We start from the raw sequence: 14955 nt of genomic DNA on the forward strand, positions 1-14955 counted from the left end.
GAGCGGCAAGCGTGAAGTTCGACGCGCTGACCAACGAGGGCGAGTACTTCCCGCCCTTCTACTTGGACGAGATCCTGCCCAAGCAGCTCAAGACCGGCCGCCTGAAGGAGTGGACGGCCGAGGAGCGCCAGGGCCGGCCCACCCCCCGCCAGGGCCTGCGGGACCTCACCGGCCCGTACCTCGACGTACGCCTCGGCGTGGGCGGCGAGGCCGAGAAGTACAACCCGCTGCCCGACGCCGGGGCGATCGCGGCCCAGCAGGCGGCGACGGAGGCCCTCAAGGCGCACACGGGCCAGGACGGGCCGCCCGCCTTCCAGCCCGCGACCGCGCCGCGCGTCTACGACGAGACCCCGGAGGGCGCCTGGCGGGCGGGCCTGAACGCCTGGCACACACGGGTCCTGAAAGCCCTCGGATTCACCCCCACCCCCGGTCACCTCACCGTGCACGGTGCTGCCGCTCCGGTCGCGGTCCCCGTGGCCCACAGCGAGCCCGGCATCGTCGTCCTCACCGGCGGCTTCGCCGACGACGTGGCCGCCACACGCGGTGACGGCTCCGCCAACCGCCTGGCCGTCCCCGTCCGGGTGGCCTCCGGCAAGACCCTCACCACGGTCACGGACCTGGCGGCCTGGCTGCTGTCCGCCGACGACGCGCCCCGCTACGCGCTGCTCCTCTTCGGCGGGATCATCGTCCTTGCCGACCGGGAGAACTTCGCGCGCGGCCGTCATCTGGCGGTCAGCCTGGAGGTGGCGCTGCCCCGCAAGGGCCTCAAGGGCGCGACCGCCGGCGAACTCGACGTGATCGCCGCGTTGTTCGGGGCTCAGTCGCTGCGTCCCGCCGAGGACGGCGGGGACGACGACATCGCCCGCCTGGTGGCGGAGTCCCGGGACCACTCCGTCGGCGTGACCTCCGACCTGCGCGAGGGACTCAAGAAGTCGGTCCAGCTGATCGCCAACGAGGTGCTGGAGCTGGCAGGCCGGAAGGGTGTCCGGCCCGACGACCTCCCCGAGTGGCTCCCGGGCCCCCTCGCCGACCCCGGCGCCCTGCCCCGCCTCCTCACCAAGGAGTCGCTCCGCTACCTCTACCGCATCCTCTTCCTCCTCTACGCCGAGGCCCGCCCCGAGCTGGACATCCTCCCGATGAAGAGCCCGGAGTACACCTCCGGGTACAGCGTGGGCCGGCTGCGCGAGCTGGTCGTCCAGGAGAAGCTGTCCAGCGCCTCGCGTGACCGTCACCACTTCCACGACTCGCTGGCGCTGCTGTTCGAGAAGGTCTTCACCGGTCATCCGGTCGCCGAGACGGTCACCTCACGCGGTTCCGCGGCCGACGTCGACAGTGAGACCCCTGAGCTGGCCGAGGACGACGGCTACGCGGGCGTCCGTATCGAGGCCCTGCGCTCCCGGCTCTTCGACCCGACGTCGATAAAGCTCGTCGACCAGATCATCGTCCACCCCGCCGACAAGGCTCCCGACGGCACGATCCCTGACACCGCCCGCCGTCTGGACCTGCGCCTGCGGAACAAGGTCCTGCACCAGGTGCTGCGCAACCTGACCCTCGTGGAGGGCCGGGGCCGCGGCGGGCGCGGCGGTTTCATCTCGTACGCCAACCTCGACATCAACCACCTGGGCGCGGTGTACGAGGGCCTGATGTCGTACACCGGGTTCATCGCCGACGAACCGCTGTACGAGGTCGCCAAGGGCGGTGACCCGAGCGGCGGCTCCTGGCTGATCAGGGCGAGCCAGGTCGCCTCGGGGCGCTACCCGAACGACGTGTTCGTGGGGACGGAGCGCGACCCGCAGACCAACGAACTGGTGCCGGTGCCGCACAAGGTCGACTCCTACGTCTACCGTCTCGCCGGCCGTGACCGCGAGACCAGCGCCTCGTACTACACCCCGAAGTCCTTGACCGAGGCGACCGTCGAGCAGACCCTGCGCTTCCGCCTGGACGAGAAGGGCGAGGTCGACCCCAAGGAGCCGGAGAAGGCCTGGATCAACGCCGCCGACGTCCTGAAGTGGCGGGTGTGCGAACCGGCCCTCGGCTCCGGCGCGTTCCTCAACGAGGCCGTCAACCAGCTCGCCGAGCTGTACCTGAAGCTCGCCGAGCGCGAGCGGGGCGTGGAGATCGACCCCGAGGACTACCAGCGCGAGCTGCAGAAGGTGAAGGCGTACATCGCGCTGCACAACGCGTACGGCGTCGACCTGAACGAGACGGCGGTGGAGCTCGCCGAGATCTCGTTGTGGCTGAACACGATGCACCGGGGTATGAAGGCGCCTTGGTACGGCCTTCACCTCCACCGGGGCAACTCGCTGATCGGCGCCGCGCGGAAGGTCTACCCCGGAAACCTGCTGAGCAAGGGCGGCTGGCTCGCGGCCAAGGAACCGTTGAAGCCCCGGCATGTGCCGCTGACGGAGAAGCTGAAGGCGCGGGAGGTGCACCAGTTCCTGCTGCCCGCGATGGGGTGGGGGTCGATCGGGGAGAAGGTCTCCATCCGGACGCTCAACAAGGGCACGCCCGAGGAGACCGTCAAGGCCGTGGTCGACGGGAAGGTCGTCGACTGGCTGGAGCCCGAGCTGGTCGATGCCCTGCGCAAGTGGCGGTCGGCGATGCGGCGCAACCCGAAGGGGGACCCGAGGCGTGCGCCCGCGCCGAAGAAGAAGGCGGCGCCGACTCCGCAGAAGCAGGCGGAGAAGGACGAGGCGCTGGGGCAGGGCGCGTTCGATCTCGGGTTGGAGATCTGGGAGCAGCCGACGCTGGGGATCTCCTCGGCGGCGGCGGGCAGTGGCGGCGGCAGTGGTGCGTCGCGGGTGACGGCGGCTGCGGCTCCGGCCAAGTCCGCGCAGGACGATGACGAGGAGCCCGGGGCGAGGACGCAGACGGGGCGGCTGATCGGGCTCGCCCGGCGGGTCGAGTACCTGTGGGACCTGGTCGTGATGCGGCTGAAGCTCTCCGAGCAGGAGATCTCGCGGCATGTGGATGTGTGGGGGGCGACGGCTCCCCGGGAGGGGGAGGGTGCTGCGGGTCGTCGTCCAGCGATGGACCGGGACGCCGTCCTGAAGGCACTCCAGCGGAAGGGCACCCCGTACTGGCGGCTCAAGCAGGTCATGGACGCGTGGTGTGCGCTGTGGTTCTGGCCGCTGGAGGAGATCGGGCTGCTGGACGGCACGGATGAGTTCGAGTACCGGCCGAACGGGGAGGACCGCACGGCTCTGCCCAAGGGGCACGCCAGGCGGAAGGTCGCGCTCAAGTCCCTGGACGACTGGATCGAGTTCGCCGAAGCCGTGCTCGGGCGGGTGGATGTGGACACCGGGGAGGGGCAGCAGGTGTCGCTGTTGTCCTTCGAGGGGGTGCAGGACCTTCGTGAGCTGGATGAGAAGGAGACCGAACTCGACGAGAAGATGACCGAGGCCACGGCGTGGTCCCGGCCGGCGGATCTCGGGGACGTCTTCCCTTGGTACGAGACTGTGCAGCGGATCGCGGTGGAACGGGGCTTCTTCCACTGGGAGTTGGACTTCGCCCATGTGTTTGCGGAGGGCGGGTTCGACTTGATGGTGGGGAATCCGCCGTGGGTGCGGCAGGAGTGGTTTGAGAACGAGGTTCTTGCTGAGAAGGAGCCGTGGTTCGTTCTCGGCGGCAAGGCAGCTGAGGAGAATCGGGATCAGAACGTAGCCAAGGTGTTGGTCGATTCCGAGCATCGATCGTTCTACATGGGTGAGCTGGGGACCGTGGCGGGCGTCTCGGAGTTTCTATCGTCGGCGGACACGTATCCGGAGCTGGTAGGGACGCGGCCGGATATGTACCGAGCTTTCATGTTGTTGTCGTGGCGTGCGACTGGAAAGCGTGGTGTGGCAGGACTGATTCACCCGTCCACACATCTGACCGGTACAAAAGAGGTCGCGCTTCGAAGAGCCGCCTACCGGCATTTGCGCTTTCATGCGGACTTCACTAACGAATTGCTCATCTTCGCCAAGCCAGTCAACAACAGCACCCATTTTAGCGTGAATGTGTACGGCAAGGACCAGGAGATCCGCTTTCAGCACATGAGCTGGCTCCTGCATCCGAGCGTGCTGGTGAAGTCTGTACGGCATGACGGTGAGGGCCCCGTGCCTGGCGTGAAAGACAGGGGCAAGTGGGACCTGCGCCCGCACCGGGATCGCATCATCACAGTGGATGGCGAACGCCTCGCCAGGTGGGCTGCCCTGACAAACGAGGATGAGCTGCCGACTGCTGGTCAGGCCAAGCTGCTATATCCAGTGACCGAGGCAGAGGAGTCAGCCATTGCAGCTCTTGCGAGATGGCCGCACCGGCTGGGTTCCCACGATCTGCGCGTCACCATCGGCTTCTACGAGACGACCGATCGCGCAGCGGGGTACTTCACTTGGGCACCTGGGCCAGTCGAGAGTTGGCGGGATGTCATCGTTCAAGGGCCCTTGATCAGTATCGCCACGCCGCTTCACAAGCAACCGCCCGAGGGCGGTTCAAAGAGCATGCGCGACTATGAGGCTTGGGATCACCGGAATCTTGCAGCCGATGCGGTGCCACGCACGAACTACCGCCCTCAGGGTGACCGTTCGCGATTCGCGGCAACCCAGGACAGGTGGATAGATCGCGAACGGCTCAGGCAGCTTTGGAGTGACCCGGCAGCCGTGGCGGCTGCGGAAACCGACGTCAAGGCAACCAACCCGGAGCTAGAGGGAGGAGACCTCGACAGAGCGGTCGAGGAGCTGCTGCTGGCGGCGAGCATGCGGCCGTACTCGGAGTTCTACCGCGTGGCGTGGCGAAGGCAGATTGCTTCCAACACCGAGCGGAGTCTGTTCGCGGCCATCCTTCCGCGCGGTCCTGTCCACGTGGACTTGGTGAACTCTATGGCGCTGGGCAGTGTCACTGACACTGTGCTCGCTGCTGGCTTCATGGCCGCTCTGCCGTTGGACTACTACCTGCGTGCCACTGGCCGCAATGATCTCCGCATCGGCGAGGCCAAGACGCTGCCTGCCCCCACCGAGGGCCACCCCCTCACCCCAGCCCTACTCCTCCGCACCCTCCGCCTCAACTGCCAGACCAACGCCTACGCCCCCCTCTGGGAGGAGCTGTACGACCCCGCCTGGCAGCAGGACACCTGGGCCGCCTCCGGAATCTGGCCCAAGGACACGCCCCCGCTCGCCGAAGGCGTAGGCCCCACCTGGACTCGCGACACACCCCTCCGCACGGAGTTCGCCCGTCGCGCGGCCCTCGTCGAGATCGACGCCCTCGTCGCCGTATGGCTCGGCATCAGCGCCGACGAACTCGTCGCCATGTACGACGCCCGGTTCCCCGTACTCCAGCAGTATGAGGAGAACATGTGGTTCGACGCGACCGGCCGCCGTATCGCGAAGGCGCACCAGCAGCACGGCTACGGGCAGCCCAAGGATGCCTGGAAGGTCTTGAGTTCACACGAGGAGTTCCCGAACGTCTACACACTCCCCGAGGGTTACACCGACCCCCTCTACCAGGCCCGCCGCAAGGCCGAGATGAAGGCGGCTCACGCCGAGTTCACCCACCGCATGCGCAAAGCGTGACGCACGAGAGCCCTGCCGCCCGACAAGGACCGGCAGGGCTCTCGCGTACGTACGACCGTCAGGCCTCCCCGACGAACCCCGCCCACGCTTCACGCGACACACGTATGACCGGCCCGGCCATGGCCTTGGAGTCCCGGATGTGCACAACTCCCTTACCGGCGGCGACCTCGACGCATTGACCACCCTCGGCTCCGCTGTAGCTGCTCTTGAACCAGGTGAGACCGGACGCGATGGTCGAGGACTCAGAGTTGTTCATAGCGATCCCAGCAACCTTTCGATGAAGTCGAACGACTCCCGCGACGGGAGAGCCTGCGATCGGATGATCCCATAGCGGGCGGCGGCGAGAGTCGTCTGTTCAGGCTCGGTCTGGAGGGTGCTGGTTCCCTGCGCCTCGGTGTAGACGAACCTCTTTCCATCCTTGCGTGTGGTTACCGTGAACGCGCCGTCTACGCCTGCGTTGTGCTCGCGATCAGTCGGCATGACCTGGATCTCGACGTTGGGTTTGTCGCCGATCAGTAGCAGTTGCTCCAACTGCCCACGGTGTACCTCCTTGCCTCCCCAAGGGTGCAGCAAAGCCGCCTCTTCAAGGACGAAGCTCAGTAGCGGTGCTGGCCAGCGGCTGAAGATGTCCTGCCGAGCCAGGCGGGCCGTCACGCGCTGCTCGATGGTCTCCTGGTCCAGGACGGGGCGCCGCATGGCGAGCACCGCCCGCATGTACTCCTCGGTCTGGAGCAAGCCGTTGAGCACATGGGTGTCGTACGCGAGCAGTTCGACGGCCTCCTTCTCCAGCTTCGCCATCCCCTGGAAGAACACCGGATACTGAGCCCGTTCCACCTGCTCCTTCCACACCGTCAGCAACCCACCCGCCCCCAACACCTCATCCGCCCGCTCGATCGTTTGGGGCGAGGGGATCCTCCGCCCCTGCTCGAACGACGCGACGGTGGACGCCGAGTACCCGATCCGCCGGCCGAACTCCTCCCGCTCCAGCTCCGCCCGTACCCGCAGCGTCTTCATGGTCTGCCCGAACGCGGTGACAACCCCCTGCCCGGACCTGTCCGCCCCGGCCTGCACGCCCGCCTCGCCGTCGCTCTCCCAGCTGTCCCCGAAGCTCACCGCCACCTCCTCGCCGGCTTCCACGGTCCCCGCCTCCGCGCTCGTACCCTCGGTCACCACTACCGCCTCCCTGGCTCAACGCCCGCCCAGGAGCGCCGTCACGCCGCGTGTCTCGTACCGCTACCGACAACGCGCGTACAACCGGCCCGCGTCGGTGCGTCACCAGTGGTCACGCTACGCGACCGGCGACACCGTTGTCGGCATGACGAACAAACCCGGCACCCCCACCCGCACCTCCCAATCCGCACGCTCTGCGGACCGGTTGGTCCCGCCTCACGCGCCCCCCGAGCGCACGTTCGAGATGCGCTTCACGTCCACCCCGCGTGGCGCCCGCCTCGCCCGGAGGCTCGCCGCGCATCGGCTCGACGAAAGATGTCGTATGCGAGCGAGAGGTGATATCGCTTCGATGTACCTTTTTCGATCCGCGGAGGTGTCTGACGTGTCTCGTACCGTGATCGACCTCGATGACGAAGCCACTGCCGAGCTGATGGAGCTCTACCACGTCAAGAGCAAGGCCGCGGCTGTCAGGCGCGCCATAGACGAAGCGGTCAAGCTGCACCGTCGCATGGCGTTCATGGACGCCATCGACAGCGGGGAAGTCGACCTGACGTACGACGCGAGGAAGGCCGACTGATCGGTGCTCTACCTGATCGACAAGTCAGCTCTGGCCCGCCGTGCGAAACCGGCTGTCAGAGGCGTCCTGGATCCGCTCGTCCAGAGAGGTCTTCTCGCGGTGACCGGAGCGGTGGAGATCGAGATCCTTTACTCGGCGCGCAACCCGACGGAGGCGGAGAAACTCCGCTACTGGCTCGCCGGCTTCGACTACCTGCCCTGCCCGGACGAGTGCGGGGACCGGGCCAAGGAGGTCCAGGCCCAGGCCACTCGCACGGGGAACCATCGAGCCTTGTCGATGGCGGATCTGCTGATCGCGGCCACCGCCGAGCGCCATGGTGTTCCTGTCCTTCACTACGACGAGGGCTACGAGCAGATCGCCAAGATCACCGGCCAGGCTCACGAGTGGGTCGTCCCTGCCGGTACCGCTGACTGAGCCGGGTGTCGTGGACGAGCCACACGACGGCCTCCTTCGCCGGACAGGGCCGACTGATCGTCCACCGCCAGGATCCTGAACGCGCGCCGTCCGATCCCGGGGAACCCACAGGCACTGTCAGTGGCCGGTCGTACAGTGGAGCGTGATCAGTCCAGGCGGTGACGGGTGCCGGGACACGGGAGACGGGGGCCACGGCGCGTCATGAGACCCACACTCGCCGCGCGGACGCTGCGCGACACCACGGTCGAGTATCTGACGACGACCTTCGCCCTGGCCGAGCCCGACACCCAGGACGCCCTGGAGGACTTCCTCACCGACCCGGCCGACGGCCTCTTCCGGGGCCCCTACCTTCGCATCCGGCGACCCTTCCGGCCGGCGGCCGACGGCTGGGAACGCCACCTGGAGTGGTTTCCGGCGCGCTTCCGGCCCTACGCGCACCAGGCGGAGTCGTTCGCCCGGCTGACCGGCAAGGACGGGCACCGGCCCGAGCCGACCCTCGTGACGACCGGCACCGGCTCGGGCAAGACCGAGTCCTTCCTCATCCCCGTACTGGACCACTGCCGCCGTGCGCGGGCGGCCGGGAAGGCGGGGATCAAGGCCGTACTGCTGTATCCGATGAACGCCCTGGCCGGTGACCAGGCCGGTCGCCTCGGCGACCTGTTCGAGCGCGACAAGCGTCTCGACGAGGTCACGGCGGGGCTGTACATCGGCGAGTCCTCGGCCGCGCGCGGGTCGGAGCCGCCGTACGGGCGGGTGATGGTCGACCGGGCCGAGATCCGCCGCAACCCGCCGGACATCCTGATCACCAACTACAAGATGCTGGACCTGTTGCTCCAGCGGCAGCAGGACGCCTCCCTGTGGCGGGACGCGGACCTGGCGTACGTCGTGATCGACGAGTTCCACACCTTCGACGGCGCCCAGGGCACCGACGTGGCCATGCTGCTGCGCCGCCTCGCGGCCGTGGTCGGGGCCGCCGAGAAGGGACGGCCGCTCGGGTCGATCTGTCCGGTGGCGACCTCCGCGACCCTCGGGTCCGGCGGCGGGGCGGGCGGGGCGCGAGCCATGCTGGACGTGGCCTCGCAGGTGTTCGGCGTGCGGTTCCCGGACGACGCGGTGGTGGGGGAGGACCGGCGGGACATCGACGAGTTCCTCTCACCGGTCGACCACTCGCTGCCCCTGCCGTCCCCCGAGGAACTGGCCGGCCTGCCGGACCCGGTGCGCACGCCCGGCGGCATGGACACCGTGGCGCGCGCCACCCTGGGCTGCGACACGGCCGACCCCCGCGAGCTGGGGCGGCGGCTGCTCGCCCACCCCCTCACACGCGCGCTGCTGCACACCAAGGACGCGCCGCTGACGGCCCTGGAGGTGCTCGAAGGGTTCGACGCCACGTCGGCCTGGCGCGCCGCCGCCGCGCAGGACCCGGAGCGGGCCGCCGCCGCGCTGGCGCGCTTCGTGGCGCTGATCTCCGTGGCCCGCGATCCCGACGCGCCCGCCGACGAGGAACGGCCCCTGCTGCTCGTGGAGACACATCTGTGGCTGCGGGCGCTGTCGCGGGTGCTGCGGTTCGTCAGCCCGGAACCGGTGTTCTCCTGGTCGGACGCCGACCAGGCCGCCCTCGCCGAGCAGAACCGCACCGACGCCGACCGGCGGGCGGTGGCGGTGGCCGCGCAGGAGGAGCGGCGGCGCAAGGCGCGTGCCTCGGGGCGGCTGCCGGCCGCCTACTGCCGGCACTGCGGGCGCTCGGGATGGTCGGCGATCTGCCCCGACCGCGATCCGCAGAACCTGGTGCACGCCCCGGACGAGATCTACCGGGCCAGCGCGGCGGGCGGAGCCGCCAAGGGCCGGGTACGGGCGATGATCGCGGCCACCCCTGCCGAGGCCGCCGAACAGGCCCGCGCCACACTCGCGCGCCGCGCCCAGCGCGGCCGGCGGGGCGCCGCGCACGACGCGACCCTGATGGTCCTGGAGGACAACGGCACCGCGCTGCGCAGACTGGAACCGGACGAGGTCCTCCGTGCCGACGGCGTGATCTCTCCCGCCCCCGACAACGGCGTCTACGTCTGGACCTGGTTCGAGAACCAGGAGCGCAGCGACTACTCCAAGCAGGACCGCTGCCCCGCCTGCGGGCAGGCCCAGGGCATCCGCTTCCTCGGTGCCGGTGTCGCCCCGCTGGCCTCGGTCGTCGTCACCCAGCTCTTCACCGGCGGCGAACTGCCGGCCGAGGACGAGGAGAAGCGGGACCGCCGCAAGACGCTGATCTTCAACGACTCGGTGCAGGACGCGGCGCACCGCGCCGGCTTCGTGGCCAGCCGCGCCTGGAAGTTCTCGCTCCGCTCGCTGATCCACGAGCAGCTGTCCGAACGCGTCCGCACGGACCCCGCCCACGCGGCCGACGGCGTCCCGCTCAACGAACTGATCGCCTCGCTGGTGAGCCGGGCCGCCGTGCAGGAGAAGCGGGTCCTCGCCTCCGTCGTCCCGCCCGACCTGCACGACGTGGCCCAGGTCAAGCGCCTGCTCGAAGGCCGCAAGCGCATCCCCGAGTCGACCTGGGAGCTCGTCGGCCAGCGCCTCGCCTTCAACACCCTGCTGGAGTTCGGCCTGCACTCCCGCCTCGGCCGCACCCTCGAACTGACCCGCACGGTCGCGGCCGAGGTGCATCTGCCCGAGCCCGAGAAAGCGGCCAAGGCGGCCGAGGCTCTGTTCGACGTCCATCAGGGGCAGCTCCTGCCCGTCGCCTCCGGTGCGGCGAGCGGACCCCCCGTCCCGGGAGACCCCGAGCGACTGCGCTACTTCGAGGGCTTCGTCCGCGGACTCCTCGAACACATCCGTCAGATCGGCGGCATCCACCACACCTGGCTGGACGACTTCATCGACGAGGAAGGCCGCACCCGCTACCCGGTCTGGACGGGCCGTCCCACCGGTATGCCCGCCTTCGGCCGCAACTCCGAAGCGCCGGCGTTCGTCCTGGTCGGCGCCCGCAGCGGAAGCACCGACTTCGAGCGGGTGGACACCCGGGACAGCTGGTACGTCGACTTCACCCTCCGCTGCCTGGGGCTGGACCGGCAGACCGCGGGGGAGTACCTGGCCGCGCTGTTCGAGCAGCTGGCCCACGACGACATCGGCGCACTGGCCCGGCGGCGGACCAACACCGCCGACAGGCAGCAGGGCCACGGGGTGTACGGACTCACAGCGGGCCATGTACGCGTACGCCCGCTGGACGACGAACAGACCCCGCTCGCCGTGCTCACCTGCCGGGAGTGCGGCTGGACGCAGACCGTGCCTCCGGAGCGCGCCTCGGTGTGGCAGGGCACGCGCTGCCCGCTCAAGCGCTGCGAGGGAGCCCTCGCCCGGCCGTCCGCCGAGGTCGGCGGCCGCGCGGCCCGCGACCCCCGCTCCAACTACTACCGGCGTCTGTACCGGGAGGCCAAGCCGTACAGCGTGGTCGCCGCCGAACACACCGGTGTCCTCAAGCGCAAGGAGCGCGAGGAGGTGGAGAAAGGCTTCCGGCGCGGCGTCAAGCACACCGACCCGAACGTCCTGTCCTGCACCCCCACCCTCGAACTCGGCATCGACATCGGCCAGTTGGAGTCGGTCATCCTGGCCTCGCTGCCGCCGTCCACGGCCGGCTACGTCCAGCGGGTCGGCCGCGCCGGCCGTGCCACCGGCAACGCCTTCACCGTGTCCCTGGCCGACACCAGCCCCCGCGCGCTGTACCACCTCGCCGAACCACGTCACCTGATCGCGGGTCCGATCCTGCCGCCCGGCTGCTTCCTGTCGGCGGGTGAGCTGCTGTGCCGTCAGTACACGGCGTTCCTGATCGACCGTGCGGCCCGGGGTGCCCTGGAGGGTGTCATCCCGCTGCCGGACCGGGTGACCCAGCTCGTCGGCCGGACGGGTTGGCTGAAGCAGTTCGGCAAGGCGACGGTCGGCCGCCTGGACCTCGCGGACGAGTTCCTGCGCCTGTTCCCCGAGATCGAGGGCGTGCCCGGATCCGGCGCCTCCAGCGATGCCCGCAAGGTGCTGCGGCGGTTCGCCGCGGAGAAACTGGGCCAGGAGCTGGAGGCCGCCGAGCGCGCCTGGCAGGCCGAGCGCGCCGAACTCGTCCGGCGCAAGGACATGATCAACGACGCGGCGGACGCGCTCCAGGAGTCCGTGGACGACGAGGCCCGTGAGAAGCGCACCCTGATCCGGGAGGCCACCGGCGTCAGCAAGCGGCTCCAGGAGATGGCCCAGGCCGACGCCCAGGGCTTCCTCGTCGAGCACGGGCTGCTGCCCAACTACAGCCTCGTCGAGGACGGCGTACGACTGGAGGCGATGCTCACCTTCAAGGAGCCCGTCCGCAAGGCGCGTACCGCGGCCGGGAAGCCGGACGCCGGGGACGCGCCCAAGACCAGGTGGAGCAGCGAACCGCGCGTCTACGACCGGCCCGCCGAGGCCGCGCTCACCGAACTCGCCCCGGGCAACGCCTACTACGTACGCGGCTACCGGCACGTCGTCGACGGCTTCGACCTCGGTCCCACCAGGAAGGGCTCACCGGCGGGCATGCCGGTCGGACTGCGCACCTGGCGGATCTGCCGCGAGTGCGGCCACGTCCGCACCGGTGAACGGGCCGAGCAGGACACCTCGCCCTGCCCGCGCTGCGGCGGCCACGGCATCGGCGGACGCAGCGCCGTCTTCCAGGTGGTCGTGCCACGCAAGGTGACCGCCCACGACAAGCGGGACGACGCCCGGATCGTCGACGACCACGAGAACCGGGTCCGGACCACCTACACCACCGTGACCGCCGTCGACGTCGACCGGCAGAACATCAAGGAGACCTGGCGGCACAAGAACAGGACCTTCGGAGTGGACCACGTCCGCGAGGCGGTCATCCGCCGCTTCAACCTCGGCAAGGCCCGGCACGGCCGCCCCAAGGACACCTACTTCGCCGGCACCGAGGTGGCCACCCCCACCGGGTTCACCGTATGCCCGCGATGCGGTGGCGCCACCGACCGGGAGCCCGGTCACAGCCCCACCCAGGACTCGCTCACCCAGTCCCTCCTCGGCCGCCCCGAGCTCGCACACCACCGGCCGTGGTGCCCCACCCGCCGCCGCGACAAGCAGGCCGCGCCCGAGGACGTGCAGGTGATCACCGCCACCGAGCACCGCACGGAGGCACTGCGCATCCTGCTCCCCGCCGCCACGCTCAACGTGCCCGAACGCCTCGCCTCCTTCTCCGCCGCGCTCCACCTGGGCCTCGCCCGGCGCTACGGCGGCGACCCCGCGCACATCCGCTCCGCCCCCGCCACCGAGCCCGACCGGGACAGCGACCTCACCCGCAACTACCTGGTGCTGTACGACGCGCTGCCCGGCGGGACCGGATACCTCCAGCGCCTGGTGGAGCGTGACGGCGAGGAGTTCCGGGCCGTCCTCGCCGAGGCCCAGGACGCGCTGCGGACCTGCCCCTGCAAGGACACCCAGGGACGCCGCGCCTGCCACCTCTGTCTCCTCGGCTACGCCCCGGAACGGGACTACAAGGACCTCGACCGGCAGGAAGCCCTGTGGATGCTCGACGATCTGCTGGGTGCCGACGGGCACAGCGGATGGGACTTCCGCAAGGAGTCGGCCGACGCCGAGATCCGGTTCGCCGCTCAGGCGGAGAGCGACCTCGAGCGCCGCTTCATCGAGGCCCTGGACCGCTGGCTCGCCGTCCCTGACAACGGTGCTGCCGCGGACCACGAAGAGACCCCGACCGGCAGACAGGGCAAGCAGTTCACCCTCACCCGGCCCGGCGGCGGCCGGGTCCGCTGGGAGGTCGTGGCCCAGAAGGACCTGCACGGCTACCGCACCCGCCCCGACCTCCTCTTCCGCCCGGTCGCCGGCGACACCACGAGCGACGGCGCGCCCCCCATGCCGATCGCCGTCTACCTCGACGGCTACCGCTGGCACGCCTCCTCCCGCACCAACCGGATCGCGGCCGACGCCGCCAAGCGTGCCCTGCTGCGCGCCGACGGCATCCTCGTCTGGCAGATCACCTGGGACGACGTGGTGGCCTGGGAGAAGGCCCTGAAGGCCCCGCAGGACGAGCCGGCCGAGGACGTGGACGAGCCTCGCGACCCGCTCGCACCCGTTGTCGCCGGCCCCGACGCCGACGCGGCCTGGCCGCCCTACGACGTGACCTCCCCCACGGGACCGGGCGCCATGGTGCGCAAGCAGTGGGCGAACGCACGACGGGATCCCTCCGAGGCCGACGCCCTCCTCTACGGCGGGGCGATCCCCTCCCTGCTGGGCTTCCTGCGTGACCCCCGGCTGAACAAGTGGCAGCAACTCGCCCAGCTCGCGGTGAGTGCGCCCGCCTTCCTCCGCAGGAACGACCTCGTCGACGCCGACGCGGTCACCGCGACCGGGTGGATCGAGGCCGCCGTCCGTGACGCGCCCGTCCCGGCCGTCACGGGACAAGGGCTCAAACTGCTCTCGCTGCAGGACGGTTCAGGGCTGCCCCTCGTCCTCGCCGGAGCCCAGCGCGCCGACGCCAAGGCGCTGCGCTGGAGCGCTCTCGCCGTGCTCGACGACCGGCCCGAAGCGGTCGAAGGCGACCGGCCCGACCACAGGCGCCGTTGGAAGGCCTGGCTGAGCTGGGGGAACATCATCCAGTTCCTCGACCCCACCGGCGCGGGTCAGGCCGACGGACTCGTCCTCGCCCGCTCCACGCTCGACACCTTCGACGCCTCTCTGCTCGCCGCCACCGCCGGTTCGGGTATGGGCCTTCTGGCCGCGCTGCGCGCAGACGCACCGGGCACCGGACTCGCCTTGCCCGAGGACCTCGACGAAGCCGAGGGCCGTCCACAGGGCGTCAACCCGACGGAGCCCGAGGAGCAGCCGGAATCCGGGACTCCGGAAGCAGTCGAGGGCATGACTCCAGTGGAGCGAACCGCCTGGCAACTGGTCGTCGAAGAGTTGTCCAAGTGGGGAGATCCCGAGGTCGCGGCGCTCGCCGGGCGACTGTCGGCCTGCGCAGACGTGCCGGCGGGCAAGGCGGGCTGGGATGTCGACGGCGTCTCGCGCACCATCGAACTCGCCTGGCCCGCCCATAAGATCGGCATCGTCCTCGGGGAGGACGCCGAGGACGCGGAGTACATGGCCCAGTGCGCGTCAGCCGGCTGGCACGTACGCGCGCCGGGTGACTGGGACGTGGCGGAACTCGCCCTGCTGCTGGGCGAGAAGGGGGGCGCGCAATGAGCCATGCGGCGGGTCGGCCGGGGGGCC

General features: G+C 70.0%; 6 protein-coding genes and 1 pseudogene. 5 read left to right on the top strand and 2 right to left on the bottom strand.

The annotated features are described in order from the left end of the window. Nucleotides 1–11 precede the first annotated feature (11 nt). Entirely contained in the window at nucleotides 12–5549 is a 5538-nt protein-coding gene (locus tag ACH4ZX_RS08950) for an Eco57I restriction-modification methylase domain-containing protein (RefSeq protein WP_398269754.1), read from the top strand. A gap of 58 nt (nucleotides 5550–5607) precedes the next feature. Here ACH4ZX_RS08950 and ACH4ZX_RS08955 read toward each other — a convergent pair whose 3' ends face one another. Together ACH4ZX_RS08955 and ACH4ZX_RS08960 are read right to left on the bottom strand one after the other, a co-directional pair. Further along, nucleotides 5608–5805, bottom strand: coding sequence for a DUF397 domain-containing protein (locus tag ACH4ZX_RS08955; protein WP_398269757.1), 198 nt, complete (start codon nucleotides 5803–5805; stop codon nucleotides 5608–5610). Next, complete coding sequence (locus ACH4ZX_RS08960; protein WP_398269760.1) at nucleotides 5802–6719, bottom strand: helix-turn-helix domain-containing protein; 918 nt, start codon at nucleotides 6717–6719, stop codon at nucleotides 5802–5804. The genes ACH4ZX_RS08955 and ACH4ZX_RS08960 overlap by 4 nt, the downstream gene beginning before the upstream one ends. A 145-nt stretch (nucleotides 6720–6864) precedes the next feature. On the opposite strand from ACH4ZX_RS08960, the pseudogene ACH4ZX_RS08965 reads away from it, so the two are divergent. From ACH4ZX_RS08965 to ACH4ZX_RS08980, 4 genes and pseudogenes are all read left to right on the top strand, one after another. Continuing rightward, nucleotides 6865–7029: pseudogene (locus ACH4ZX_RS08965) on the top strand (ATP-binding protein); the annotation flags it as partial. Between the two features lie 72 nt (nucleotides 7030–7101). Continuing rightward, nucleotides 7102–7296 carry a type II toxin-antitoxin system VapB family antitoxin gene (locus ACH4ZX_RS08970; RefSeq protein WP_398270187.1) on the top strand — a complete coding sequence of 65 codons (195 nt, stop codon included), beginning with the start codon at nucleotides 7102–7104 and terminating at the stop codon, nucleotides 7294–7296. 3 nt (nucleotides 7297–7299) lie between these two features. Next, nucleotides 7300–7710 carry a PIN domain nuclease gene (locus tag ACH4ZX_RS08975; protein ID WP_398269763.1) on the top strand — a complete coding sequence of 137 codons (411 nt, stop codon included), beginning with the start codon at nucleotides 7300–7302 and terminating at the stop codon, nucleotides 7708–7710. 201 nt (nucleotides 7711–7911) lie between these two features. After that, complete coding sequence (locus ACH4ZX_RS08980) at nucleotides 7912–14928, top strand: DEAD/DEAH box helicase (RefSeq protein ID WP_398269766.1); 7017 nt, start codon at nucleotides 7912–7914, stop codon at nucleotides 14926–14928. The last annotated feature ends 27 nt before the right edge of the window (nucleotides 14929–14955 follow it).

The sequence above is a fragment of the Streptomyces sp. NPDC020490 genome (assembly GCF_044335305.1).
Lineage (GTDB): Bacteria > Actinomycetota > Actinomycetes > Streptomycetales > Streptomycetaceae > Streptomyces.